Source organism: Pseudoruegeria aquimaris (genome assembly GCF_900172235.1).
GTDB classification, from domain to species: domain Bacteria; phylum Pseudomonadota; class Alphaproteobacteria; order Rhodobacterales; family Rhodobacteraceae; genus Pseudoruegeria; species Pseudoruegeria aquimaris.
The window spans coordinates 85,236-108,449 of the sequence record NZ_FWFQ01000006.1; the positions used below are offsets into that span (position 1 = coordinate 85,236).

Consider the following 23,214-nt stretch of genomic DNA (forward strand, 5'->3'; position numbering starts at 1 on the left):
GAGCCTTCGCGCTTGCTCGTGTGTCGCGGCCTAGAGATCGAGGCCGCCGACCTCTTTCTCAAGCCTTTCCACGGCGCTGATTACGTCAGGGCGGTGGGGATGTATAGCCAGCACCTCGCGGTAGGCGGCGAGCGCGTCCTTCGGGTAGCCCAGTTCCTCCATGATCAGCGCCAGCCCGGTGAGCGCGCCGAAGTGGCGCGGATTGAGCGAAAGCGTGACCTGGATGTCGTTGATCGAGGGGCCGTAGAGCCCGGCCTGGAAATAGGCCGTGGCACGGGCGTTCCAGCCTTCGGCGAACTCGGGCGCATGATCCACCAGCGAGGAGAGATGCCAGATCGCGGCATTCACGTCCCCGGCCTGCAGCGCAGCACGGCCACGCTCCAGAAGCAGATCCAGCGTGTCGGAGCCGGAGTCCGACCACGCCTGCCAGATCTTGTTCTCGACCTCCTGCCAGTTCTCGTTCTCGGTGTCGGAAAGCTGCTCGAAGAGCGCGTCCAGATCGGCTGCGTCATCGGCGAAGGCTGACGCGGGCGTCAAAATCAGCGAAAGTGCCGTAACGGTATATTTGAGGATCAGGCTTACAGAACGCATAACATCCGTGAGTTTAGCTCACGCTGCGGGAAAAGCGAGATCCCCGCAGATCACATTTTCGGAGGATACCCCATGAGCGATACCATCACCGCAGCCGTTGCCGCCCTGTCCGAGAAGATCGACAGCTTCGACGGCTCCGCCAAATTCGTCATCGAGGGCGAAGGCTCCATCGTGATCGATTCGGACGGCGTGCGCGCCGGCGACGACGAGACCGACGTCACCATGACCGCCGACGCCGAGACCTTCCAATCCATCCTCGACGGCGATCTGAACCCGACCGCCGCCTTCATGGGCGGCAAGCTGACCGTGGACGGCGACATGGGCGCCGCCATGAAACTCGGCGCGGCCCTGGGCTGAGCGCATGGAGCGCGCGCCGCTGTTCGAAGACGTGGCCGAAGCTCCCGAGGGGGGCGCGGCCTATTGGCTGACGGCAGCGGATGGCGTGCGCATCCGCGTGGCGGCCTGGGTGCCGCAGGATGCCAAGGGCACGATCCTGCTGTTTCCGGGCCGCACCGAATACATCGAGAAATACGGCCGCGCGGTGGCGGAATTCCACGCGCGCGGCTTCGCCACCCTGGTGGTGGACTGGCGCGGCCAGGGCCTGTCCGACCGCCTGACCCGCGATCGCGCCACCGGCCACGTGCACATCTTCCGGGACTACCAGCACGACGTGCAGGCGCTGCTCCAGGCCGCCCGAGATCTGGAGCTGCCCGAGCCCTTCTACCTGCTCGCCCATTCCATGGGCGGCTGCATCGGCCTGCGCGCGCTTCAGAACGGCCTGCCCGTGAAGGCCGCCGCCTTCACCGGCCCGATGTGGGGCATCGTGATCGAGCCCTGGCGCAAACCCATCGCGGTGGCGCTCTCCTGGCTGAGCCGCAAGCTGCGCTTTCCCCATGTCCGCGCGCCGGGCACCGGCGGGGAGACCTACGTGAAGACGGCCCCCTTCGAAGACAACATGCTCACCACCGACCCCGAGATGTTTGCCTACATGAAGCGGCAGACGGACGCGCACCCCGAGCTGGCGCTCGGCGGGCCGTCGCTGGGCTGGCTCGATGAGGCGCTGGCCGAATGCCGGGCGCTGATGGCGATGCAGGCCCCGGATCTGCCCACGCTCACCTTCCTTGGCACCAACGAGCGCATCGTCAGCAAGGATGCGATCGTGCTCTACAAGAAAGGCTGGCCGCGCGGCACGCTGGAGATCATCGAGGGCGCCGAACACGAGGCGATGATGGAAGCCCCCGGCATTCGGGATCGCGTCTTCGAGATGACGGCAGCCCATTTCGCCAGCCACCGCTAGGCCGCCCCGCGCGCTTCGTCAATCGCGGTTGCCCCTGCGCCCTGCCCCGTGCTAGCCGTGGCCGGGCCGCCCGGCATTTCCGTGGGCGGCGGAAAGGCCCGCGCATGTTCACCCCCGCCACCTCACCGCCCCGTCTGGCCACGCTGATCGGCCTCACCGCGCTGGCGATCCTGACGTTGAACCTCTTCCTGCCCACCCTGCCCCAGATCGCCGCGGACCTCGGCGCCGACTACGCACTGGTGAACCTCTCGGTGGCGGGCTACCTCGCCCTCACCGCGCTTCTGCAACTCGTCGCCGGCCCGCTGTCGGACCGTTTCGGCCGGCGCCCGGTGATGCTGATCGCGCTCGCCTGCTTCTGCCTGGCCTCCGTCGGCGCGGCACTGGCCGAAAGCATCACCGTCTTTCTGGCCTGGCGCGTGGCGCAGGGCAGCATCATCGCCGGCGTCGCCCTCTCCCGCGCCATCGTACGCGACATGTTCGCCCCGCAGGAGGCCGCCAGCAAGCTGGGCTACATCTCCATGATCATGGCGATCGCCCCCATGCTCGGCCCGATCCTGGGCGGCGTGGTGGGCGAAGTCTTCGGCTGGCGCGGCAACTTCTGGATCTTCGCAGGCTTCGGCGCGGCGATGCTCTGGGCCACATGGGCGGATCTGGGCGAGACCAACGCCTACAAGGGCCGCCCGATGCGCGAGCAATTCCGGAGCTACCCCGAACTGCTGCGTTCGCGCCGCTTCTGGGGCTACGCCCTGTGCCTCGGCTTCTCGGTGGGGGCGTTTTACGCCTTCCTCGGCGGCGCGCCGCTGGTGGCGACGGTCGTCTTCGATCTCTCCCCGGCGATGCAGGGGCTGGTGATCGGCTTCACCACGGTGGGCTTCTTCTTCGGCTCCTTCGCCGCCGGGCGGCTGGGCACGCGGGTGCCCCTCACCACGATGATGCTCGCGGGCCGCCTGCTGGCCTTCGGCGGCATGAGCCTTGGCCTTCTGGTGATGCTGGCTGGCTACGTGACCGTGCCGGTGCTGCTGGGCAGCGTCGTCTTCGTGGGGCTGGGCAACGGGCTCACCCTGCCCTCTGCCAGTGCCGGGGTGCTCTCGGTGCGCCCGGAGCTTGCCGGCAGCGCCTCGGGGCTGTCGGGCGCGCTGATGGTGGGCGGCGGCGCGGTGATGACATGGGCCACGGGGCTCGCGGTGGCCGCGCATCCGAGCGCGCCGCTTCTGCTGGCGATGATGCTCGTCTCCGTCGTGATCTCGCTCATCGCCGCGCTCTGGGTGATCGCGGTGGACCGGAAGATGGCAGCGCAGGCCGGTGCCTGAGAGCGCTTTCGGCCGCCAATCCGGCCCATCGCCTTGAACCTTCCCGCCCGCGCGCCCTATGTCTTGCGGTAACGACTGACACATGAGGTTCCCATGCAGCTTGCTTTCCCCGCCCCCCTGTTCGACGCCAATGCCTCCGCCGGAGGCGGCGCGCTCGGCGACCTGCCCGAATGGGACCTGAGCGACCTCTACGCCTCCGAGGATGCGCCGGAACTGGCCCGCGACATGGCCTGGCTCGAAAAAGCCTGCGCCGATTTCGCCGCCACCTACCAGGGCAAGCTCGCGGATCTGGACGCCGAGGGGCTGCTTGACTGCGTGCAGGCCTACGAGAAGATCGACCTGATCGCCGGGCGCATCATGTCTTTCGCGGGGCTGCGCTACTACCAGGCCACCACGGATTCGGGCCGCGCCAAGTTCATGGCCGACTGCCAGGACCGGATCACCACTTTCACCACACCGCTCGTCTTCTACACGCTGGAAATCAACCGGATCGAGGATGAGAAGCTTCAGGCGATGTTCACCGAGAATGCCGCCCTCGCCCGCTACAAGCCGATCTTCGACCGCCTGCGCGCGATGAAGCCGCACCAGCTCTCCGACGAGCTGGAACAGTTCCTGCACGATCAGTCCACCGTGGGCGCCGCCGCCTGGAACCGCCTGTTCGACGAAACCATCGCCGGGCTGACCTTCGAGATCGACGGCGAAGAGCTGAACCTCGAAGCCACGCTGAACTTTCTCACCGAGCAGGATCGCGGCAAGCGCGAGGCCGCGGCGCGCGAACTGGCGCGGGTCTTCGGCGAGAACGTGAAGCTCTTCGCCCGCATCCACAACACGCTGGCGAAGGAGAAGGAGATCGAGGATCGCTGGCGCAAGATGCCCACGCCGCAGACCGGCCGCCACCTCGCCAACCACGTGGAGCCGGAAGTGGTGGAAGCGCTGCGCGATGCGGTCGTAGCCGCCTACCCGAAGCTTTCGCACCGCTACTATGCGCTGAAGGCGAAATGGCTGGGGCTGGAGCGCATGGAGGTCTGGGACCGCAACGCGCCGCTGCCCACCGAGGACACCCGGACCGTGGACTGGGCCACCGCGCGCAAAACGGTGATGGAAGCCTATGCGAGTTTCGATCCGAAAATGGCCGAGATCGCCGAACCCTTCTTCGAGAAAGGCTGGATCGACGCCGCCGTGAAGCCCGGAAAGGCGCCGGGCGCCTTCGCGCACCCCACCGTCACCGACGTGCACCCCTACGTGATGCTGAACTACCTCGGCAAACCGCGCGACGTGATGACGCTCGCTCATGAGCTGGGCCATGGCGTGCACCAGGTGCTGGCCGCGAAACAGGGCGAGCTGCTGTCCTCCACGCCGCTGACGCTGGCGGAGACGGCTTCCGTCTTCGGCGAGATGCTCACCTTCCGCAAGCTGCTCGATGCCGCGCAGACGAAGGAAGAGCGCAAGACGCTGCTTGCGGGCAAGGTCGAGGACATGATCAACACCGTGGTGCGCCAGATCGCCTTCTACGATTTCGAGTGCAAGCTCCATGCCGCGCGCGCCGAAGGCGAGCTGACGCCCGAGGACATCAACGCGCTCTGGATGAGCGTTCAGGCCGAAAGCCTCGGCCCCGTCTTCGACTTCATGGACGGCTACGAGACCTTCTGGGCCTATATCCCCCACTTCGTGCACTCGCCCTTCTACGTCTATGCCTACGCCTTCGGCGACGGGCTGGTGAACGCGCTCTACGCCGTCTACGAAGAGGGCGATCCCGACTTCCAGAAGAAATACTTCGAGATGCTGGAAGCCGGCGGCTCCAAGCACCATTCCGAACTGCTCGCGCCCTTCGGGCTCGATGCCTCCGACCCGAAATTCTGGGACAAGGGGCTTTCGATGATCTCTGGCATGATCGACGAGCTGGAAGCGCTGGAAGACTGACTTTCCTGCCTCCGGCGGGGATATTTCCGGAACAAAGTGGGACCCCGCGCACTGAAAGCGGGGCCCCGATTTCTTGACTGCAATCACCCCGATGTGCGGGAAGCCCCCCGCTGGAAGGCGCCGTGAAGCGTCAGAGCATCCAGGCGATGGGCAGCCAGCTCATGAAGGTCACCAGGGCGCGGCTGAAGGCGCTGGTGGCCGGCTCGGTGGTATGGACCACCTCGTTGCCCTCCTCGGCCGTTTCCCGCCACGTCTTGCGCCCGTCTGGCGTGAGCGAGACGCGGTAGGCGTTGAGGGCGAGGTTTTCGTCGAAGGCCTCGGCCATGCCGCGGGCCAGCGCGGGGCTGTCGATCAGGAAACCCATCTCGGTGTTGAGGTTGGCGGAGCGGGGATCGAAGTTGAAGGAGCCGACGAAGGTTTCGTCGCGGTCCAGCACGAAGGTTTTCGCGTGCAGGCTGGTGGTGGAATAGCCCAGCAGGCCGAGCTGTCCGCCGAGGCGGGCCTGTTCGACGTCGGGCTTCAGCTCGTAGACCTCCACGCCCCCTTCCAGCAGCCTGTCGCGGTAGCGCACGTAGCCGCCGTGCACCGGCAGCACGTCGGTGGCGGCCTGGGAGTTCGTCAGGGTGCGCACGCGGATGCCTTCGGCGGCGAAGCCGGTGAGCAGATCGGTGAAGCCATCGCCCGGCACGAAATAGGCAGAAACCAGATCGACGCTTTTCGTGGGCCGGCCCAGGATGGAGAACAGCCGCGTGATCATCAGCTGATCCTCGCGCGCGGGCCCGAGCCCCTTGGCGGGATCGTCGCTGACGAGGCGGGTGGGCACCCAATCCAGCAACAGCGAGCCTTCCAGCATGCGGGCGATGATGCGGGTGTTCTCGATCGCGGCGAGATAGGCCTGGGCCGCCGGATCCTCGCGCACCGCATCGGCGGAGGCTTCTATGGAGGAGGCCTCGGGATCGTCGGCCGGCAGGATGCGCGACACCGGATAGGCCGAGAGGCTGGCCCAGTAGCGGTCGAAATCCTCTTCCACCTCGCCGGCGGCATTGCCGACCACGAGCACGTCGAGATCGAAGTAGTTCACGTCTTCGGCGGTGGCGAAGTAGATGTCGCCCACGTTGCGGCCGCCGACGATGGTGGCGATGCCGTCCACGGTGAAGGACTTGTTGTGCATCCGGCGGTTCAGGCGGCGGAAATCGAACATGTAGGAGAGCACGCGCGGGTTGCGCAGGATGAAGGGGTTGAACAGCCGCACCTCCGCGTTGGGGTGGCTGTCGAGCTCGGCCAGTTCGGGATCGAGATCGGGGGTGCCGTTGTCATCCACCAGCAGGCGCACGCGCACGCCGCGATCGGCCGCCGCCTTCAGCTCGTCCAGCAGCAGCAGGCCGGTGATGTCCTTCTGCCAGATGTAATACTGCGCATCGATGCTCTGCTGCGCGGCGCGGGCCAGCAGCACGCGCGAGGCGAAGGCCACCGCGCCGTTCTGCAGCGGGGTGACGCCGTTCCTGCCGGGGTTGGCGGCCATGTCGTCGGCCACGTGGCGCGCGATCGGGCTGTCGGGTGGCGCGGGCAGCGCGCGGCTTTCGCTGCGCCCCTCCTGCGAGGGCGGCGCGAAGACGAGCCGGGCCACGAAGCCCGCCCCCCAGAGCACGACCACCGTCAGCAGCAACAGTTTCAGGAAACGCATCCGCCCTTCTCCTCCCAAATGCGGGCCTGCCCGCCGGCGGGGCGCCCGTTCTTGCCCGAAACCTTAGGCAAGCGGCTGCCTCCGGGCAACAGCGCCGGAGAAATCCCCTTGTTCGGTGGCGCACGGCCCGCCATTGTGCAGGGTGGCGCAAGGAGAAGCGGATGCAGAAACCCACCATCGTACTGGATGCCTATTGGCGGCAGGTTTCGGAGTTGTTCTCGGAGGCCGATTTCGCCCGGCTGCATACCGCGTTCGACGTGGTCTGGGGCCAGGACGCCCCGATCCCGCAGGAGGTGCTCGACGGCGCCCTGCCGGATGCGGTGGCGCTGATCTCGGCGGATCCGCGGGTCAGCCGCGACACGCTGGAGGCGGCGCCGGGGCTCAAGGCCGTGGTGGAGGTTTCGGGCGCGTTTCCGGCCTCGATCGACTACGCGGCCTGTGCGAAACGCGGCGTTGAGGTGCTGAGCTGCTCGCCCGGGTTCCGGGAGTCGGTGGCGGAAATGGCGGTGGCGATGGCGCTGGCCGGGGCGCGCGGGCTGGTGACTGAGCACGAGTTGTTCCGCAACGGGCGCGAAAGCTGGCTGGCCGATCACCCCGAGCGGGATTTCTCGCTCTTTGACTGCCCCGTCGGTTTCGTCGGATTCGGCGCCATCGCGCAGGAAACCCTGCGCCTTCTGCGCCCCTTCCGCCCCGTCGTGCGCGCCTACGACCCCTTCCTTGATGATGACGCCGCCGCCGCGAAGGGCGTGATCCTCACCAGCCTCGAAGAGGTGCTGAGCCAGAGCCGGTGCATCTTCGTGATGGCCGCGCCCACCGTCGAGAACAAGGGCATGATCGGCGCCCAGCAGCTTTCGAAAATGCCCAACGGCAGCCTGCTGGTGCTGGCCAGCCGCGCCCATCTCGTGGATTTCGACGCGCTGCTGCGCGACACCACCTTCGGGCGCATCCGCGCCGCGATCGACGTCTTCCCGCAGGAGCCCGTGGACAGGAAATCGCAGATGCGGTTCAACCCGAACCTGATCCTTTCGCCCCATCGGGCCGCGGCCGTGAAGGGCGGGCGGCACCTGATCGGCAAGATGATCGTGGACGATCTGCTGGAGATCACCGCCGGGCGCGCGCCGACGCAGCTTCTGCGCGCCGCCGACCGGGACGTGGAGCTACTGGCCGGGGTGAGCGATGCCGCCCCAGTGGCCGAGATGGCGGCGAAGCGCTAGCGCGGGGCCGAAGCCCGGACGGGCCGTCAGCCCCCGGCGCAGCGCAGGGCGGCCTCGGTGGCCGCCGCGCCCTCGAAAGGCCCGATGTCCGTTTCCAGCAGTTCCCCTTTCGGCGTCAAACGAAGCGACAGGAGCCGCTGCCAGTCGGCGCGGGGCACCACCATCTCGGGGGCTCCCGCGCAGCTGCGTATGCCGCCGGTGATGAAATCCTCTCCGATCCGGTGGTTGCTGATGCCCTGCATCTGCGCCACTTCCGTCAGCCCGCCGGCCTCATAGCGCCAGACGCGCAGGATGCGGGCAAGGTGCGGGCGGTCCACGTAGGCAATTTCAACCCTGCCGTCACCGTCCAGATCGGCGGCGCCGACGGGCGCCAGCCAGCGGTTGCGGGTGCCGATGTAGGGGGTGGCCGCTATCAGCCCCTCGGGGCCGTGGACGGCAAGGCGCGCGCCGCGTCGCGCGTCGGATTCCACCACGATCACCTCGGGGGCGCCGTCACCGTCCAGGTCGGCGAGCCGGGGCGCGGTATCCTCGAACACCCGGCTTTCGGGCAGCACGATGCGGCGGCTGCGCCCGTCGGAGAGCGTCAGCACCAGCGTGCCGTGCTCGATCGCGTCGCCGAGCACGCCGTGGGCGTAGCGGGTGGTGGGATCGTCGTAGCGGGCGGCGGTGATCGCCGCGCCCGTCTGCGCCAAGGCGCCCCCGGCAGCGAGGCCGCCGGCCAGCAGCGCAAGGCGCGTGGCCAGAACACTGACCCACGCGTGGATCGGCGCGCGGGCCTGCGAAAACCTCGGCCCGCGCCCGCGCATCAGATCTGCTTCTCGGGCATCTGGACAACGAGCCCGTCCAGCTCGTCCGTCACCTTGAGCTGGCAGGTGAGGCGGGAGCGGGTGGGATCGGGTTGATAGGCGAAGTCGAGCATGTCTTCTTCCATCGGATCCTTGGCCGGAAGCTTCTCGACCCAGGCCGGATCCACGTAGACATGGCAGGTGGAGCAGGCGCAGGCGCCGCCGCAGTCGGCCTCGATGCCGGGGATGTTGTTGTCGCGCGCGCCTTCCATCACGGTGAGGCCGTTGGCCACGTCCACTTCGTGGCGGGTGCCGTTGTGCTCGATGTAGGTGATCTTCGCCATGTGTGTTCCGGTGCCTTTCCGTCAGATCTGTGCTTGCGGGCTCGCCGCCCCGCCCGCCGGCGCACACGCCGGCCCGGTGGAGCCAGAGCCTGACTTAGCGGCGCCATGCCTCCCGCGCCAGTCTCCATCGATCATTTTTTCACGCGGGGCTTGCAGCGGCGCATCAATGTTCTATTTTTGTTCCCATGACGGACGCCCCGCCCCCCTCTTCCTCTTTCCCGGCCGCCGGCGGGTTTCACGGCCGGCCGGACTGGCCGCGCCCCCCCGCCTGCCTGCCCCATGCCCGGCTCGACGAGCCGCCCAGCGGCGCGCGCGTCTGCGTGGCGGGGCTGGTGCTGGTGCGCCAGCGGCCGGGCACGGCGAAGGGGGTGATCTTCCTGACGCTGGAGGACGAGACGGGGGTGAGCAACATCGTCGTCTGGCAGAAGGTCTACGAGCGGTTCCGCCGGGCGGTGATCTCGGGGCGGCTGCTGCGCGTCACCGGCCGCATCCAGCGCGAAAGCGGCGTGGTCCACGTGGTCGCCGAACATGTGGAGGACATCTCCCCCCTGCTCGACAGGCTCACCGCCCCGGCGGAGCCGCAGGGCGGGGGCGCCTAGCCCTTCCGCCCCCGCCGCGCGCACGTCAGATCTTCGTGGCGTTGGCCGGTGGCGTCACCGCGCGCCGCTTCAGCATCGCCTCGCGCCAGGTGATGAAGCTCACCGCCCCCAGGATGATGGCCCCGCCCAGCACCACCCAGCCGTCCACCGGCTCGGCGAAGACCAGAGCGCCCAGCGCCGTGGCCCAGATCAGCTGCAGGAAGGTCACCGGCTGGGTGACGGTGAGCGGCGCGGCCTGGAAGGCCAGCGTCATCGTGTAGTGGCCGGCGGTGGCGAAACAGGCCACGAGAAAGAGCCAGAACAGCTCGCTGCCCGAGGGCGGCACCCAGACGGCGAAGGCGAAGGGCGCAAGGCCGATGGTGACGGTGACCGAGAGCATCCCGACGACGACGGCCGGGCTCACCTGCCCGGAGACGCGCTTGGCGATCAGGTAGGAGCCGGCGAAGGCCAGTGCCGTGCCGATCATCGCCAGGTGTCCCGCGTTCACCTCCCGCAGCCCCGGGCGCAGGATCACCAGCGCCCCCAGCAGCGCCGCCAGCACCGCGAGGATGCGGCGCAGGGCGAGGGTTTCCCCAAGGAAGAGCGCCGCGCCGAGAGTGACGTAGACCGGCGAGAGGTAGTTCATCGCGGTGACTTCGGCGATCGGGATGCGCGTCATCGCGTAGAACCAGAGGATCACGCCCAGCGTGTGCACCGCCCCGCGCGCGGCGAAGAGCGTGGCCAGGGGGCGGTCCATGCGCGTGCGCAGCATCGGGCCCAGCATCGGCAGCAGGAAAACGAGCCCCAGCACGTAGCGCAGGAAGGCCGATTGCGCCGCCGGAAGCCCGGAGCCCACGTGTTTGACGATGGCCGTCACGGCGACGAAATTCAGGCCGGTCACGATCATCCAGAAAATGCCGGCGGCGGGGGTGGCCTTCGGGCTTTGAGTGGGCTGCATGGCGCGAGCCAATCCGATCCGGGCCGGATTGGCAAGCTCAATTGATGATGAGCGAGGCCGCGATCGCCCACATGGTCGCCCCGACCACCACGTCCAGCACCCGCCAGGCCGCCGGCCGCGCGAAGAACCCGCGCAGCAGCCGGGCGCCGAAGCCGAGGCCGAAGAAGAAGGTGAAGGAGGCCGAGGCCGCCCCCAGCCCGAAGGCCAGCCGCGCGCCTTCATACTGGGTGGAGATCGAGCCCAGCAGCACCACCGTATCGAGGTAGACATGGGGGTTGAGCCAGGTCAGCGCGAGGCAGGTTGTGAGCGCGGCGGCAAGGCTCTGGCGCGGCTGATCGCCCGCCGAAAGCGCCGCCCCGCCCCGGTAGGCGGCCCGGAAGGCCAGCGCACCGTAGCCCAGCAGGAAGAGCGCCCCGCCCCAGCGGAAGGCCGGGATCAGCCAGGGCGCGGCCCCGGCGATGGCGCCGAAGCCGCTCACCCCGAGCGCGATCAGCACCGCGTCCGACAGCGCGCAGGTCAGCACCACCGGCAGCACGTGTTCGTTGCGCAGCCCCTGCCGCAGCACGAAGGCGTTCTGCGCACCGATGGCCAGGATCAGGCTGAAGCCGAGGGCGAAGCCGGCGAAATAGGCGCTCATGGATGGTGTCCTGCGGTTGGAATGGGTGGCCTCGGGCGTCTGGTGGCTTGACTACGGCAGGCAGGCGCGCAAGACAAATTAATGTTCCTTGTATTGATTAAGGATTTCTAATGTTTGCCGATGCCCATCTGGAGGCCCTGCGCGCGGTGGTGCGCACGGGCAGCTTCGAGGCCGCCGCCGCCGCGCTCGGGATCACGCCCTCGGCAGTGTCCCAGCGCATCAAGGCACTGGAGGAGCGCATCGGGACGGTGCTGGTGCGCCGGGGACACCCCTGCGAGGCCACGGCGGCCGGGGCGCGTCTGTGCCGCCACGGCGAGGCGGTGGCGCTGCTGGAGCGCGCGCTGGCCGAAGACCTCGGCAAACCCGCCGAAAGGGCGCAGCTGCGCATCGCGGTGAATGCCGACAGCCTCGCCACCTGGTTCCTGCCGGCGATGGCCGAAGCGGAAGGCCTGCTCTTCGACATCGTGGTGGACGATCAGGATCACTCCGCCGACTGGCTGCGCCGGGGCGAGGTGATGGCCGCCGTCACCGCCCACGGCACCGCCGTTCAGGGCTGCGACTCCCGCCCGCTGGGCGCGCTGCGCTACATCGCCACCGCCAGCCCCGGCTTCGCCGCACGCCACTTCCCCGAGGGCATCACCGCGCAGGCGCTCGCACAGGCACCGGGGATGACCTACACCACGCGCGATGCGCTCCAGAAGCGCTGGGTGCAGCAGGAGCTGGGCCGCGAGGCCCCCTTCCCCACCCATTTCCTGCCCTCGACGCAGGCCTTCGTGGACGGCGCCCTGCTGGGCCTCGGCTGGGGCATGAACCCGGAGGCGCTGGTGGCAGAGCACATCCGCACGGGCCGGCTGGTGGCGCTCGGCACGCGGCCGGTGCTCGACGTGGCGCTGCATTGGCAGGTCAACCGGCTGGTGCGGGAGCCGCTGGCGCCGCTGACGCGCGCCGTGCGCGCCTCCGCCGCGCGCTGGCTTCACGCGGGAAGCGCTTGACCGCCCCCCTGCCCGCCCGTGCATAGTGAGGCGAAAGCCCTTTAGACCACGAGGCCCCCGATGGCAGAGCAGAACCGTTTCCTGAAGCTTCTCAAGGATCTGGCGCTTGCGCTTCTGAACGCAACGCTGCTGTTGGCGCTCGCCTGCCTGCTTGTGGCCTACCTGACAGTGAAGAAGGTGGACGGCATCACCGCCACCTTCGCCAGCAACCTCATCGAAGTGCAGCCGGTGCGCGATCAGTTGGCAGCCCTGAACGACAACCTCGCGGGGCTGCGCGGCGATCTTGCCGACATCCGCAGCGCCTCCGGCGAGGCCGGCAGCGAGGCCTTGCAGGCAGTGCAGGCACGGGTGCAGCGGATCGAGGGCGAAGTGGCGCAGACGCGCGAGAAGGTGCGCGCGCTCATCGATGAGCCGGAAATCCTGATCGATCACGCCATCGAAACCACAGCCGAAGAGGTGAAGGGCATCGTGCGCACCACCCTGAACTGCGCCGCCCCGGCGGAAGCGCCGCAGCTCTCCACCCCGGCGGCCGACGGCTGAGGCCCCCGCCGACGCCTTCAAGCCCCCCTGCGGCGCCGCGCCCGCTCGCGCGCCGGCACGGCATTCGCTATGGCTGGCGCAGACATTGCAGGACAGGCCCGATGCTTGCGCGTTTTCCCATCACCCGCCCCCAGATCGAAACCGTCGTCACCCGCTTCTACGCGAAGATCCGGGTGCATCCGGTGCTCGGCCCGGTGTTCCTGCGCCACGTCGGCACCAGCCGGGACGCCTGGGAAGCGCATGAAGCGAAGATCGCGGCCTTCTGGGCCAATGCGATCCTTCTGGAAGGCGGCTATTCGGGCAACCCGATGCGTGCCCACCTCGCGGCCGGGGACGTGAAACCGGACCACTTCGCCCTGTGGCTGGCGCTGTTTGACGAAACCCTCGCCGAGACCCTGCCCGAGGACACCGCCAACGCTTTTTCGGCGCTGGCCCACCGGATCGGGCGCGGGCTGCGCATGGGGGTAGAGGATCGCGACGCCCCGGCAGGCGCCGTTCCCCGGCTCTGACAGGCACCGGACGGGGGCGCGCGCTGGCGCGCCCGGCCGCCTTCAGCTTCCGAACAGCCCGCGCAGGGCGCGCTGCACGATCCCCGTCACCGAGGGGCGCTTGCGGGCGGAGAAGGCCAGCGGGCGGCAGACCTCCAACGCGGCCACGCCCACGCGCGCTGTGAGAGCTCCGTTGACGATGCCCTCCCCGAAGCGGCGCGAGATCTTGCTCACCACCCCGCCCCCGGCAACGGAGCCGATCAGATCATCGCCGACGGCCACGGCCCCCGTGGCCACGAGATGGGCCACCACGGTGCGCATCAGCCGCCAGCTGCCCAGCGTGCCGGCGCGACCGCCGTAAAGCTCGGCGATCCGGCGCACCATGCGCACGTTGGCGGTGAGCGCGGCGACGACATCGGCCAGCGCCAGCGGCACGATGGCGGTGACGGTGGCCACCTGCCGCGCGGCGGCCTCCACCTCGCGGATGGCGGCGGCATCGATCGGCGCGAGGATCTCGGTTTCCACCAGCCCGAGCAGGGCGTCGGCGTCCAGTTGGTCCGCCTCACGCTCGGCAAAGCGCGCCAGCGCCCATTCCAGATCGGCGCGGCCCGTGTAGAGCTTGCGAACATCGCCCGCCACCTTGCGGGCGGCGCCGAGATCGGCGCGGGTCAGGGCCTCGGTGGCGGCGTGCTGGATCGTGTCGATCCTGCGCAGACGCGCGAAGGCCAGCCATTCGCGCCCCGCGATGGCCAGCATCACCGCCACGAAGAGCGCCACCAGCGCCAGAGCCGTGTTGCCGAGGATCGGGTTGCGGGCGAGCAGCCCGGTGACGAAATCCCAGGCCGCGACCGAGAGCACGAAGGTGAAGAGCGCCCCGAAGAGCCCCCAGAACCAGCGGCTCAGCCGCGAGCGCGGGCGCACGGCGATCTGGGCGATCTGCTGCATCGCCGCACCCGAGGGGGGCAGCGCATCGGGCACCGGCGGCGCGGTGGCGGGTGACGCTGCCCCGGCCTGCGCCTCGCCCTCCTCGATGTCGATCAGGACAGGCCCGCGGGCGGATGTGGGGCGGGTATCGCTCATGTCAGCATGTCTCCGATCAGGAACTCCGCGGCCCTGTCGAGCCGGATGTGGGGCAGCCCCTCGCCGGGTTTCAGCGTGAGCGGCGCCGGGGCGAAGCGCATCGCGGCGAAATCGCCGTCGAGCCAGCTTTCCGCCCCCTGCCGCGCCGGCGCAAGCAGGCGGGCGGGATCATCGGGAAGCGTGCCGGGGTGGAAGGCGGCGGGCTTGCCCGTCTCCAGCAGCGTGCCGCGCACGAGATCGAGGCTTTCACCCGCGTGGGTGCGGGTTTCCTCCACCGTCGCGCGCAGCGCGGCGATGGCGAGCGCGCCCGTCTGCGCACCGGCGAAATCGGCCCGGTCGCGGGCATCGCGCACCAGCGCCTCGATGATGGCGGTGAGCTGCGGGTGCTGGCGGTGGTGCAGGTGATCGGCCTTGGTGGCGGCGAAGAGGATCTTCTCCACCCGCTTGCCCAGCAGCAGCCGTTGCAGGAAACCGTTGCGGCCCGGCCGGAAGGCAGAGAGGATCTCACCCATGGATTGGCGCAGGTTTTCAACGGCTTGCGGGCCGTTGTGGATGGCGCCGAGCGCATCCACCAGCACGATCTGCCGATCGATCCGGGCGAAATGGTTGCGGAAGAAGGGCTTCACCACCTGCGCCTTGTAGGCCTCGAAGCGGCGCTCCATCTCGCGCCAGAGCCCGCGGCGGGCGGGCCGCTCGGGGCGCGGCAGGGGCGCGAAGGTGAGCACGGGAGAGCCCTCCATCTCGCCCGGCAACAGGAAGCGCCCCGGCGAGCAATCGGAAAAGCCCGCCGCCTGCGCCGCCTTCAGATAGGCGGTGAAGGCCTCGGCCAGCGCCTTGGCCCGCGGCTCCTCGAAGGGGGCATCGGCCTCGGCGGCCGCCGCCATCGCCGCGAAATCGGCGCCCTCGGCGCGCGCCCGCGCCTTGGCCAGCGCCTGCTCGGCCCAGCCGGCGTAATCCTGATCCAGCAGCGCCAGATCCAGCAGCCATTCGCCCGGGTAGTCCACGATATCAACATGGACGGTGCGCGGCCCCGAGAGCCCGCCCAGGAGCCCCGTGGGCTGCACCCGGAAGCTCAGGCGCAACTCGGACACCGAGCGTGTGCTTTCGGGCCAGTGCGGCGCGGGGCCGGTGAGCGCGGCGAGGTGGCTTTCGTAATCGAACCGGGGGATCGTGTCGTCGGGCTGCGGTTGCAGGTAGGCGGCGCGGATCGTCTTGTTGATTTCCGGCGTGAACTGCGCCATCCGCCCGCGGTCGAGCAGGTTGGCCACCAGCGAGGTGATGAAGACCGTCTTGCCCGAGCGCGCCAGCCCGGTGACTCCGAGCCTCACCGTGGGCTCGAGAAAGGTTTCCGAAACGCTGGCCCCGAGGTTTTCCACCTGCCGGGTTACGCCATCTGCCAGATCGCTCAGCCGCACGGGGCCCTCCTTGCTGCGGTCACGGTCGTGTGAACATAGGCACGCCGCCGCCCCCTGCCTAGGGCGGCGCGCATCAGCGGCAGTAGCTGCCGGAGCGGTAGCGGGCGGTATCGAGGTGGAAGTGATCGCGGTGGAACCTGTCGGCATTGGGGCCGAGCACGGTGCCGAAAGGCTTGCAGGCCTGCTTGTGGACGCTGCGCAGCAGCTTGCCCTCGACCTTGCGGTTCCAGCCCTGCAGCACGGTGATCGTCTGGCCGTTCTTCAGGGTGAAGGCGGAGATGTCGATGGCGCGGCCCTTGCCGTGCTCGCTGATCTTGGCGCCCGGCTGGTTGTTGCGCGTGCGGCAGGCGTAGCCCGCGGCCACGCGGTATTCGCGGATGCCGCCGCCGAGCCGGCCGAAGGTGGGTTTCACGGCGGATTTCGTCCAGTCGTTCAGGGCCTTGGCGGTGACGCAATCCATCCGCGCCGGGTTGGACAGGCGCACGCCGCTCACTTCGTAGACCTGCACCGGATCGGCGATGCCGCAGCCGTTGATGCGGCCCGGGATCGGGGCGAGCTTGCGGCCGATGATCTCCTTGCTGCCGCAGACCTTGCCGAGCTTGCTGTTGATCGCGACGGTCGGCACCGGCGTGCGCACGGCCGTTGAGGCCGGCAGCACGGCGGCCTTGGCCGGCCGGTTCGAAGGCGCCGGCGCGCGCAGCCCGCGCGGCCGCAGCGACGGCCGCAGGGAGGCGGCCACGGCCAGAGCGGAGGCCGGGCCGTCCGCCAGCGCCGCACGGGGCGCGACGAGCGCCTTGGCCCGCTGGCTCCCGGCGCCCCCCGGTCGCGGCGTCGGGCGCACCTCGGCCTTGTAGAAGACCGGCACGTAGACCGGCCGCGGCGCCGGTTGCGCTTCGGCGGCCGCGCCGCTGCCGGCGGGCGCGGATGGCGCCGCTTCGGAGGCGCGGGGCAGCGGGCGCAGGGAGGTTTCGGGCGCCAGCGCGGCGGAGGCCACGGAGGCGGCCAACGCGAGCCCTGCCGCCAGCGCCGATGCGCGGGCCGCGATGGCCCGCCCGGCCTGCGCCCTGCGCCTCATCCGCCCGCCTCGGTCTTGCCCGCCTCGGTCTTGCCCGCCTCGGTCTTGCCTGCCGGGCGCGGGAGGACGCGGCCGAAATCCGGCGCGTCGGTGTCCTGCCCCGCCTCGATGATGCCGCGCCGGATGGCACGAGTGCGGGTGAAGTAGTCGAAGAGCTGGTCGCCGTCACCGGTGCGGATGGCACGCTGGAGCGCGAAGAGCTCCTCGGTGAAGCGGCCCAGGATTTCCAGGGTGGCGGCTTTGTTGTTGAGGAACACGTCGCGCCACATGGTGGGGTCGGAGGCCGCGATCCGGGTGAAATCCCGGAAACCGGCGGCGGAGTAGCGGATCACCTCGCTGTCGGTCACGCGGCGCAGATCGTCGGCGACGCCCACCATCGTGTAGGCGATGAGGTGCGGCGCGTGGGAGGTGACGGCGAGCACCAGATCGTGGTGTTCGGCGTCCATCTCCTCGACGTTGGCGCCCATGCCTTCCCAGAGCGCGCGCAGGCGGGCGGTCGCTTCCGGGTCGGTGCCCTCCACGGGCACGAGCAGGGTGAAGCGGTTGTCGAAGAGCGTGGCGAAGCCCGATCGCGGGCCGGAGTGCTCGGTGCCCGCCAGCGGGTGGCTGGGCACGAAATGCACGGTCTCGGGCAGATGCGGGCCGACGGCATCGATCACCGCCTGTTTCACCGATCCCACGTCGCTCACGGTGGAACCCGGTTTCAGGTGCGGCGCGATCTGCTCGGCCACGGCCCCCATGGCGCCCACGGGCACGCAGAGCACCACGAGATCGGCCCCCTCGACGGCCTCGGCCGCCGTTTCGCAGACACGATCGCACAGGCCGATTTCGCGCGCGGTGGCGCGGGTCTCGGCGGAGCGGGCATAGCCGGTGACTTCGCCCGCGAGGCCGGCGCGTTTCATCGCCCAGAACATCGAGGAGGCGATCAGGCCCAGCCCGATCAGCGCGACGCGATCGTAGACGGGTGCGCTCATGCGGGCTGCTCCTTGAAGGCCCGGACCGCCGCCACCACGCGGCGGCAGGCGCTTTCGTCGCCCACGGTGATGCGCAGGCAGTGGGGCAGCTTGTAGCCGCCCGTCTTGCGCACGATCAGCCCCTGCCGCTTCAGGTAGGCATCGCAGGCCTCGGCCTCGTCGGCATCGTGGAAACGCGCGAGGATGAAGTTGCCGCAGGAGGTATCCGAGGGCACCCCCAGTTCGGCCAGCGCCTCGGCCATCCAGGCGCGCATCCGGGTGTTCTCGGCGCGGCATTTCTCGGTGTAGGCGGTGTCGCGCACGGCGGCCTCGGCGGCGGCCAGCGCGATGTTGGACAGGTTGAAGGGGCCGCGGATGCGGTTGAGCACGTCGATGATCGGTTTGGGCGCATAGCCCCAGCCCACGCGCAGGCCGCCGAGCCCGTAGATCTTGGAGAAGGTGCGCGTCATCACCACGTTGTCGCGCGCTTCCACCAGCGCCGCGCCGCCGTCGTAGCCTTCGACGTATTCGGCGTAGGCGCCGTCGAGCACGAGGATCGCGCCCTCGGGGATGCCGTCGGCGAGGCGGGCGATCTCGTTGCCGCCGATCATCGTGCCCGTCGGGTTGTTGGGGTTGGCGACGAAAACCAGCTTGGTGCGCTCGGTGCAGGCCGCGAGCAGCGCGTCCACGTCCACCGTGCGTTCGCGTTCTTTCGCCTCGACCGGCGTCGCCCCCACGGCGTGGGCGGAGATCCTGTACATCAGGAAGCCGTGTTCGGTGTAGAGCACCTCGTCGCCCGGCCCGGCATAGGCCTGGCACAGGAAGGTGATGATCTCGTCGGAGCCGACGCCGCATATGATGCGTTCGGCGTCCAGCCCGTGCACCTCGGCGATGGCGGCGCGCAGTTCGGCGTGATCGGTGGAGGGGTAGCGATGAACCGACAACGCCGCCCGGCGGATCACCTCCTGAACGGTTTCGCTGGCGCCGAACGGGTTCTCGTTGGAGGAGAGCTTCACGACGTCGCTCATCCCTTCGATCTTCGACTGCCCACCCTCGTAGAGGGCGATTTCCATGATCCCCGGCTGGGGCTCGATGCCTGCACGCATGCTCACACTCCTTTGTGCGCCCGTTCTACAGGCAAGGCGCTGAGAACTGCAACGGAATGTGCGCCCCTGCGCGCGCCAAAGCGCCGCGCCGGGAGGCGGGCACGGATGGCCGGGCAAGATGGGGGCGCTGCCCCCGCCGCCCGCGGCGGCTCCCCCGAGGTATTTCGGGCGAGAGGAAGGCGCGGGTGCCCTTTTATTCGCCCCCAGGGCGGCGGGGCACCGCCGCAGCCTCAGGCGGCGTGGGCGGGGCGGAAGCGCGCGGTGGCCGGATCGGCGGCATAGAGCGGCGCCAGTTCGGCGGCGCGCAGGGTGAGCGCATTCACCGAGTCGATCACGTAGCGCACCGTGTCCGGCGCCATGAGATAGCTGAAGTTCAGCCGCACCCAGCCGGGTTTGCGCAGCTCGCGCCCGGCCTGAAGATCGCTGAAGAGCGCCTCGGAAGCAGCCCTGTCGATCCCCAGCAGCCGGTGGGCGTAGGGGCCGGCGCAGGCGCAGCCGCCGCGGGCCTGGATGCCGCAGACGTCCGACAGCATCCGCGTGAAGAGCTGCTGGTGCACCGGCGCGCCCTGCGCGTCGCGCACGAGGAAGGAGAAGATCGGCAGCCGGTGGGGCTTGTCTACGCCAAGCAGGGTGAGGCGCGGGTTGTCCTTCCAGCCTTCGAGCGCCATCGCGTTGTAGGCGCATTCGCGCTCGGCGATCACGTCTTCCCCCACGGCTTCCTTGACGAGGAAGGCCAGCGCGGCGCGGATGTCGCCGATCACGTTGGGGGTGCCGGCCTCTTCGCGGGTGGCCAGGTCCTCGGAATAGGCGTGATCCCAGGGCGAGACGAAGGAGACGGTGCCGCCGCCCGGCCAGCTGGGCGCGCGCCGGCGCACGGCCGACTTGCGCAGGATCAGCACGCCGGAGGCACCGGGGCCGCCGGGAAACTTGTGCGGCGAGACGACGACGGCATCCTTGGCGGTGGCGGCATCGGCGCCCATGGTGATGGGCAGGTAGGGCCCGGCGCCGGCATAATCCCAGACGGCAAGCGCGCCGTGGGCCTTCAGCAGCCGGGTGACGGGATCGGGATCGGTGATGATGCCGGTGACGTTGGAGGCGGCGGAGAAGGCACCGATCCTGAGGTCGGCCTCGGCGTGGGCGCGCAGGGCCTCGGCCAGCGCGGCGAGATCCGGCCCGCCTTCGGGCGCCTCCGGGATCTCGACCACCTCGGCGCCGCTTTCGCGCCATGGCAGGATGTTGGAGTGATGCTCGTAGGGGCCGATGAAGACGACCGCCTTGCGCGCCTGCGCCACGCCGAAGAGCGAGACGAGGCGGTTCAGCCCGGCAGTGGCGCCGGAGCCGGTGAAGATCACCGCGCAATCCGGCCCGGCGCCGGTGATGCGGGCGATCTCGGCGCGGGCTTCGCGGCGCATCCGGGTCATGTAGCCACCGCAGTAGGAGGCCTCGGTGTGGCTGTTGGCATAGAAGGGCAAGACGGTGGACGCGATGAATTCCTCGACCTGCCGCAGGGCCCTGCCAGACGCAACATAGTCGGCATAGACCAGCGGCACATCCCCGTTCAGGCCGGGAATCATCGCGCCCTCCCCGATCAAGCCTGCCCTCAGCTCTCCCAGCAGGCCCGGGGTTTCGAGTGAGTGATGGAACTGGGAGAGGGTCATGTGATCGGTATCCTGTGCTTGCAGGGGGAATCTGCCCACCGACGCATGCAAAATCCTTCCCATTTGGAACGGAATATTCGCAATTTCCATTTCATTTGTCGGGAAATTGATCTATGTGCGTGTCATTTGACACATTGCCGCCACCCCTGCCGTTCATGCGGGGCGCGGCGCCGGAAAACCCGGAGACCATGCATGACCGAAAAGCCGCTGGACCAGATCGATTTCCGCATCCTCGCGGAGCTTCAGAAGGACGCCACCCTCTCGCAGCGGGATCTGGCCGAGCGGGTGGGGATGTCGCAGAATGCCTGCTGGCGGCGGCTGAACGCGCTGAACGCGCGCGGGGTGCTGAAGGGCGCGCGGGCGCGCATCGACCGGCGGCAGACCGGGCTGGGGCTCGTCGTCTTCGTGATGATCCGCACGCGGCACCACTCGGCGGACTGGCTGAAGACCTTCCGCCGCCACGTGCTGACGATCCCCGAAGTCATCGATTTCCACCGCATCAGCGGCGACTACGATTACCTGCTGAAGGTCGTGACCGAGAGCATGGACAGCTACGACGGCGTCTACCAGAGGCTGATCGACGGGGTGGAACTGGACAGCGTGACCTCCTTCTTCGCGATGGAGGCCATCGCCGAGGAACGCCCGCTGCCGCTCTGACCCTTGCCGCCCCGCGCCAAAGGCACCGGAAAACGGAAAACGCCGCCCCGAGGGGCGGCGTTTGCATCTGGATCAAGCCAGGCTCATCCACGCTTGCTGGCGGTATGTGGGCGCCCGCCGCCCTTCTTGCGCAGCGACACGCTGGCATCAGACAGGTTCGGGCGGGCGGCCGGTTTCGGGGCAGGTTTGCCGAAAGGCTTGCCGCCCGGCTTGGCAAAGCCCTTGCCCTTGGGCTTGTCGCCGTAGGCCTTGGGCTTGCCGCCAATAGACTTGGGCTTGCCGCCATAGGGCTTGCCGGCCCCACGCTCGTCGCCGTCGCGCTTGCCTTTGTAGCCACCCTTGTAGCCACCGCGATCATCGTCGCGACTGCCCTTGTAGCCCCCCTTGTAGCCGCCGCGATCATCGTCGCGACTGCCCTTGTAACCACCCTTGTAGCCACCGCGATCATCGTCACGATTGCCCTTGTAACCGCCCTTGTGGCCGCCGCGATCGTCGTCGCGCTTGCCCTTGTAGCCGCCCTTGTAGCCGCCGCGATCATCGTCACGATTGCCCTTGTAACCGCCCTTGTAGCCGCCGCGATCGTCGTCGCGCTTGCCTTTGTAGCCACCCTTGTAGCCGCCGCGGTCCCCACCTCGGTGGTCGGAGCGGCCGCCGGGGCGCGGACCGCGGGAAGGCAGGTTCGGCTCACCCTCAAGCCGCGTCACCTTGATGTTGTCCTCCAGCATCATGCTCTCGCCGATGGCGGCGAAGAAGGCCTCTTCGCAGGTGAGATCGAGTTGGACGAAGGTTTCCTCGTCGCGCACGCGGATCGCGCCCACGGCGGATTTCTCGATGTTGCCGTTCGTGAGCAGCATGGGCAGCAGCCAGCGGGCCTCGGCCTTGCGGTCATGGCCCAGCGACAGGCGGATCCAGAAGCAGTCGGCGAAATCGTCGCGGGCCACGGACGGGCCCTTGGCCTCCTTGCCGCGGGCGGGTTTCTCGGCCTTTGCCTCGGCTTCGCGCGCCAGGAACAGGGTGACGAAGGCGGCGGCGATCCTGTCGGCGCCGTGGCGGGCGAGCAGGATTTCGGCCAGCGCCACGGCTTCGGGCGAAGCCTCCTTGGCGAGCAGCGGATCGGCGGCGATCTGATCGGCGATTTCGGCCGTCTTGCGATCTTGGGGGTCGGTCATGGGAGCGTGTCCTTTGCGCCTCGGGGGCGCTGCGGATTGGGGAGCAAAAAGAAAGGAGGGCCGCGCCGGATGCGCAGCCCTCCCTTGTCGCGGGATCGCGGCAGAGGCTTAGTTCTGCGCGTAGTATTCGATGACGAGGTTGGGCTCCATCACCACCGGGTAGGGCACGTCGGCGAGGCCGGGGGTGCGCACGAAGGTGGCGGTCATCTTGGAGTGATCGACCTCGATGTAGTCCGGAACGTCACGCTCGGCGAGCGCCACGGCTTCCAGCACGACGGCCAGCTGCTTGGATTTCTCGCGGACCTCGATCACGTCGCCTTCCTTCACGCGGTAGGAGGGGATGTTGACGCGCTTGCCGTTCACGAGCACGTGGCCGTGGTTGACGAACTGGCGGGCGGCGAAGACGGTCGGCACGAATTTCGCGCGGTAGACGACGGCGTCCAGGCGGCGCTCCAGCAGGCCGATCAGGTTCTCGCCGGTATCGCCCTTCACGCGCTCGGCTTCACCGTAGATGCGGCGGAATTGTTTCTCGGTCAGATCGCCGTAGTAGCCTTTCAGCTTCTGCTTGGCGCGCAGCTGGATGCCGAAGTCGCTCAGCTTGCCCTTGCGGCGCTGGCCGTGCTGGCCGGGGCCGTATTCGCGGCGGTTGAACGGGGACTTCGGGCGGCCCCAGATGTTTTCGCCCATGCGGCGGTCGATCTTGTACTTGGCAGACGTGCGTTTGGTCACGGCTGATCTCCTTCGATATGTCCGCGCCCCGGAA

The 23,214-nt window shown here is 69.0% G+C and carries 24 protein-coding genes; 10 read left to right on the plus strand and 14 right to left on the minus strand.

Annotated elements, in window-relative coordinates:
* Positions 1–30: 30 nt before the first annotated feature.
* On the minus strand, positions 31–591 hold the full coding sequence (locus tag PSA7680_RS05920) for a tetratricopeptide repeat protein (protein WP_245824482.1): 561 nt from the start codon (positions 589–591) through the stop codon (positions 31–33).
* 72 nt (positions 592–663) lie between these two features.
* On the opposite strand from PSA7680_RS05920, the gene PSA7680_RS05925 reads away from it, so the two are divergent.
* From PSA7680_RS05925 to PSA7680_RS05940, 4 genes are all read left to right on the plus strand, one after another.
* Positions 664–948, plus strand: a complete 285-nt coding sequence (locus tag PSA7680_RS05925) for an SCP2 sterol-binding domain-containing protein (RefSeq protein ID WP_085867745.1) — start codon at positions 664–666, stop codon at positions 946–948.
* 4 nt (positions 949–952) lie between these two features.
* A complete protein-coding gene (locus tag PSA7680_RS05930) occupies positions 953–1,888 on the plus strand; it encodes an alpha/beta fold hydrolase (RefSeq protein WP_085867746.1) in 936 nt (311 codons plus the stop codon).
* Between the two features lie 104 nt (positions 1,889–1,992).
* Positions 1,993–3,198, plus strand: coding sequence for a multidrug effflux MFS transporter (locus PSA7680_RS05935; RefSeq protein ID WP_085867747.1), 1,206 nt, complete (start codon positions 1,993–1,995; stop codon positions 3,196–3,198).
* Between the two features lie 93 nt (positions 3,199–3,291).
* Positions 3,292–5,118, plus strand: coding sequence for a M3 family oligoendopeptidase (locus tag PSA7680_RS05940; protein WP_085867748.1), 1,827 nt, complete (start codon positions 3,292–3,294; stop codon positions 5,116–5,118).
* Between the two features lie 130 nt (positions 5,119–5,248).
* On the opposite strand, the gene PSA7680_RS05945 is transcribed toward PSA7680_RS05940, so the two are convergent.
* A complete protein-coding gene (locus PSA7680_RS05945) occupies positions 5,249–6,802 on the minus strand; it encodes a phospholipase D family protein (RefSeq protein ID WP_085867749.1) in 1,554 nt (517 codons plus the stop codon).
* A gap of 161 nt (positions 6,803–6,963) precedes the next feature.
* Between PSA7680_RS05945 and PSA7680_RS05950 the strand changes: the two genes are divergently transcribed.
* Complete coding sequence (locus PSA7680_RS05950) at positions 6,964–8,016, plus strand: NAD(P)-dependent oxidoreductase (RefSeq protein WP_085867750.1); 1,053 nt, start codon at positions 6,964–6,966, stop codon at positions 8,014–8,016.
* Positions 8,017–8,042: 26 nt separating this feature from the next.
* On the opposite strand, the gene PSA7680_RS05955 is transcribed toward PSA7680_RS05950, so the two are convergent.
* Entirely contained in the window at positions 8,043–8,822 is a 780-nt protein-coding gene (locus PSA7680_RS05955; protein ID WP_139838564.1) for an FG-GAP repeat domain-containing protein, read from the minus strand.
* Entirely contained in the window at positions 8,822–9,145 is a 324-nt protein-coding gene (locus tag PSA7680_RS05960; protein WP_085867751.1) for a 2Fe-2S iron-sulfur cluster-binding protein, read from the minus strand. Before PSA7680_RS05960 ends, PSA7680_RS05955 begins: the two co-directional genes overlap by 1 nt.
* 185 nt (positions 9,146–9,330) lie before the next feature.
* Here PSA7680_RS05960 and PSA7680_RS05965 point away from each other — a divergent pair, with 185 nt between their 5' ends.
* Positions 9,331–9,744 (plus strand): OB-fold nucleic acid binding domain-containing protein, encoded by a 414-nt coding sequence (locus PSA7680_RS05965; protein ID WP_085867752.1) that lies wholly within the window; start codon positions 9,331–9,333, stop codon positions 9,742–9,744.
* A 25-nt stretch (positions 9,745–9,769) separates the two neighbouring features.
* Here PSA7680_RS05965 and PSA7680_RS05970 read toward each other — a convergent pair whose 3' ends face one another.
* Complete coding sequence (locus PSA7680_RS05970; protein WP_245824484.1) at positions 9,770–10,681, minus strand: DMT family transporter; 912 nt, start codon at positions 10,679–10,681, stop codon at positions 9,770–9,772.
* A 37-nt stretch (positions 10,682–10,718) separates the two neighbouring features.
* Complete coding sequence (locus PSA7680_RS05975; protein ID WP_085867753.1) at positions 10,719–11,318, minus strand: LysE/ArgO family amino acid transporter; 600 nt, start codon at positions 11,316–11,318, stop codon at positions 10,719–10,721.
* Between the two features lie 110 nt (positions 11,319–11,428).
* On the opposite strand from PSA7680_RS05975, the gene PSA7680_RS05980 reads away from it, so the two are divergent.
* The 3 genes from PSA7680_RS05980 to PSA7680_RS05990 all read left to right on the plus strand — a co-directional run bounded on the left by PSA7680_RS05980 (position 11,429) and on the right by PSA7680_RS05990 (position 13,359).
* Positions 11,429–12,310 (plus strand): LysR family transcriptional regulator ArgP, encoded by an 882-nt coding sequence (locus tag PSA7680_RS05980; protein ID WP_085867754.1) that lies wholly within the window; start codon positions 11,429–11,431, stop codon positions 12,308–12,310.
* Between the two features lie 60 nt (positions 12,311–12,370).
* Complete coding sequence (locus tag PSA7680_RS05985) at positions 12,371–12,850, plus strand: hypothetical protein (RefSeq protein WP_085867755.1); 480 nt, start codon at positions 12,371–12,373, stop codon at positions 12,848–12,850.
* 101 nt (positions 12,851–12,951) lie between these two features.
* Positions 12,952–13,359, plus strand: coding sequence for a group III truncated hemoglobin (locus PSA7680_RS05990; protein WP_085867756.1), 408 nt, complete (start codon positions 12,952–12,954; stop codon positions 13,357–13,359).
* Between the two features lie 42 nt (positions 13,360–13,401).
* Here the strand turns inward: PSA7680_RS05990 and PSA7680_RS05995 are convergent, their stop codons facing one another.
* From PSA7680_RS05995 to PSA7680_RS06020, 6 genes are all read right to left on the minus strand, one after another.
* Positions 13,402–14,418 (minus strand): YcjF family protein, encoded by a 1,017-nt coding sequence (locus PSA7680_RS05995; RefSeq protein ID WP_085867757.1) that lies wholly within the window; start codon positions 14,416–14,418, stop codon positions 13,402–13,404.
* Positions 14,415–15,833 (minus strand): YcjX family GTP-binding protein, encoded by a 1,419-nt coding sequence (locus tag PSA7680_RS06000; protein WP_085867758.1) that lies wholly within the window; start codon positions 15,831–15,833, stop codon positions 14,415–14,417. The genes PSA7680_RS05995 and PSA7680_RS06000 overlap by 4 nt, the downstream gene beginning before the upstream one ends.
* 73 nt (positions 15,834–15,906) lie before the next feature.
* Positions 15,907–16,908, minus strand: coding sequence for an extensin-like domain-containing protein (locus PSA7680_RS06005; RefSeq protein WP_085867759.1), 1,002 nt, complete (start codon positions 16,906–16,908; stop codon positions 15,907–15,909).
* Complete coding sequence (locus PSA7680_RS06010) at positions 16,905–17,882, minus strand: prephenate/arogenate dehydrogenase family protein (RefSeq protein ID WP_085867760.1); 978 nt, start codon at positions 17,880–17,882, stop codon at positions 16,905–16,907. The genes PSA7680_RS06005 and PSA7680_RS06010 overlap by 4 nt, the downstream gene beginning before the upstream one ends.
* Complete coding sequence (hisC, locus tag PSA7680_RS06015) at positions 17,879–18,967, minus strand: histidinol-phosphate transaminase (protein WP_085867761.1); 1,089 nt, start codon at positions 18,965–18,967, stop codon at positions 17,879–17,881. Before hisC ends, PSA7680_RS06010 begins: the two co-directional genes overlap by 4 nt.
* 230 nt (positions 18,968–19,197) lie before the next feature.
* The gene (locus tag PSA7680_RS06020) at positions 19,198–20,625 is read right to left on the minus strand and encodes an aminotransferase class V-fold PLP-dependent enzyme (RefSeq protein WP_085867762.1); all 1,428 of its coding nucleotides are present in this window, start codon (positions 20,623–20,625) and stop codon (positions 19,198–19,200) included.
* A 192-nt stretch (positions 20,626–20,817) separates the two neighbouring features.
* Between PSA7680_RS06020 and PSA7680_RS06025 the strand changes: the two genes are divergently transcribed.
* Positions 20,818–21,282 (plus strand): Lrp/AsnC family transcriptional regulator, encoded by a 465-nt coding sequence (locus PSA7680_RS06025; RefSeq protein ID WP_085867763.1) that lies wholly within the window; start codon positions 20,818–20,820, stop codon positions 21,280–21,282.
* 83 nt (positions 21,283–21,365) lie between these two features.
* On the opposite strand, the gene PSA7680_RS06030 is transcribed toward PSA7680_RS06025, so the two are convergent.
* Positions 21,366–22,451, minus strand: coding sequence for a DbpA RNA binding domain-containing protein (locus tag PSA7680_RS06030; protein ID WP_085867764.1), 1,086 nt, complete (start codon positions 22,449–22,451; stop codon positions 21,366–21,368).
* A gap of 108 nt (positions 22,452–22,559) precedes the next feature.
* Positions 22,560–23,180 (minus strand): 30S ribosomal protein S4, encoded by a 621-nt coding sequence (gene rpsD, locus PSA7680_RS06035; protein ID WP_085867765.1) that lies wholly within the window; start codon positions 23,178–23,180, stop codon positions 22,560–22,562.
* Positions 23,181–23,214: the final 34 nt, after the last annotated feature.

Bases quoted from the DNA above. Each gene is read 5' to 3' on its own strand.
- PSA7680_RS05920 (WP_245824482.1), bottom strand. From the start codon at position 591: ATGCGTTCTGTAAGCCTGATCCTCAAATATACCGTTACGGCACTTTCG.
- PSA7680_RS05925 (WP_085867745.1), top strand. From the start codon at position 664: ATGAGCGATACCATCACCGCAGCCGTTGCCGCCCTGTCCGAGAAGATC.
- PSA7680_RS05930 (WP_085867746.1), top strand. From the start codon at position 953: ATGGAGCGCGCGCCGCTGTTCGAAGACGTGGCCGAAGCTCCCGAGGGG.
- PSA7680_RS05935 (WP_085867747.1), top strand. From the start codon at position 1,993: ATGTTCACCCCCGCCACCTCACCGCCCCGTCTGGCCACGCTGATCGGC.
- PSA7680_RS05940 (WP_085867748.1), top strand. From the start codon at position 3,292: ATGCAGCTTGCTTTCCCCGCCCCCCTGTTCGACGCCAATGCCTCCGCC.
- PSA7680_RS05945 (WP_085867749.1), bottom strand. From the start codon at position 6,802: ATGCGTTTCCTGAAACTGTTGCTGCTGACGGTGGTCGTGCTCTGGGGG.
- PSA7680_RS05950 (WP_085867750.1), top strand. From the start codon at position 6,964: ATGCAGAAACCCACCATCGTACTGGATGCCTATTGGCGGCAGGTTTCG.
- PSA7680_RS05955 (WP_139838564.1), bottom strand. From the start codon at position 8,822: ATGCGCGGGCGCGGGCCGAGGTTTTCGCAGGCCCGCGCGCCGATCCAC.
- PSA7680_RS05960 (WP_085867751.1), bottom strand. From the start codon at position 9,145: ATGGCGAAGATCACCTACATCGAGCACAACGGCACCCGCCACGAAGTG.
- PSA7680_RS05965 (WP_085867752.1), top strand. From the start codon at position 9,331: ATGACGGACGCCCCGCCCCCCTCTTCCTCTTTCCCGGCCGCCGGCGGG.
- PSA7680_RS05970 (WP_245824484.1), bottom strand. From the start codon at position 10,681: ATGCAGCCCACTCAAAGCCCGAAGGCCACCCCCGCCGCCGGCATTTTC.
- PSA7680_RS05975 (WP_085867753.1), bottom strand. From the start codon at position 11,318: ATGAGCGCCTATTTCGCCGGCTTCGCCCTCGGCTTCAGCCTGATCCTG.
- PSA7680_RS05980 (WP_085867754.1), top strand. From the start codon at position 11,429: ATGTTTGCCGATGCCCATCTGGAGGCCCTGCGCGCGGTGGTGCGCACG.
- PSA7680_RS05985 (WP_085867755.1), top strand. From the start codon at position 12,371: ATGGCAGAGCAGAACCGTTTCCTGAAGCTTCTCAAGGATCTGGCGCTT.
- PSA7680_RS05990 (WP_085867756.1), top strand. From the start codon at position 12,952: ATGCTTGCGCGTTTTCCCATCACCCGCCCCCAGATCGAAACCGTCGTC.
- PSA7680_RS05995 (WP_085867757.1), bottom strand. From the start codon at position 14,418: ATGAGCGATACCCGCCCCACATCCGCCCGCGGGCCTGTCCTGATCGAC.
- PSA7680_RS06005 (WP_085867759.1), bottom strand. From the start codon at position 16,908: ATGAGGCGCAGGGCGCAGGCCGGGCGGGCCATCGCGGCCCGCGCATCG.
- PSA7680_RS06010 (WP_085867760.1), bottom strand. From the start codon at position 17,882: ATGAGCGCACCCGTCTACGATCGCGTCGCGCTGATCGGGCTGGGCCTG.
- hisC (WP_085867761.1), bottom strand. From the start codon at position 18,967: ATGCGTGCAGGCATCGAGCCCCAGCCGGGGATCATGGAAATCGCCCTC.
- PSA7680_RS06020 (WP_085867762.1), bottom strand. From the start codon at position 20,625: ATGACCCTCTCCCAGTTCCATCACTCACTCGAAACCCCGGGCCTGCTG.
- PSA7680_RS06025 (WP_085867763.1), top strand. From the start codon at position 20,818: ATGACCGAAAAGCCGCTGGACCAGATCGATTTCCGCATCCTCGCGGAG.
- PSA7680_RS06030 (WP_085867764.1), bottom strand. From the start codon at position 22,451: ATGACCGACCCCCAAGATCGCAAGACGGCCGAAATCGCCGATCAGATC.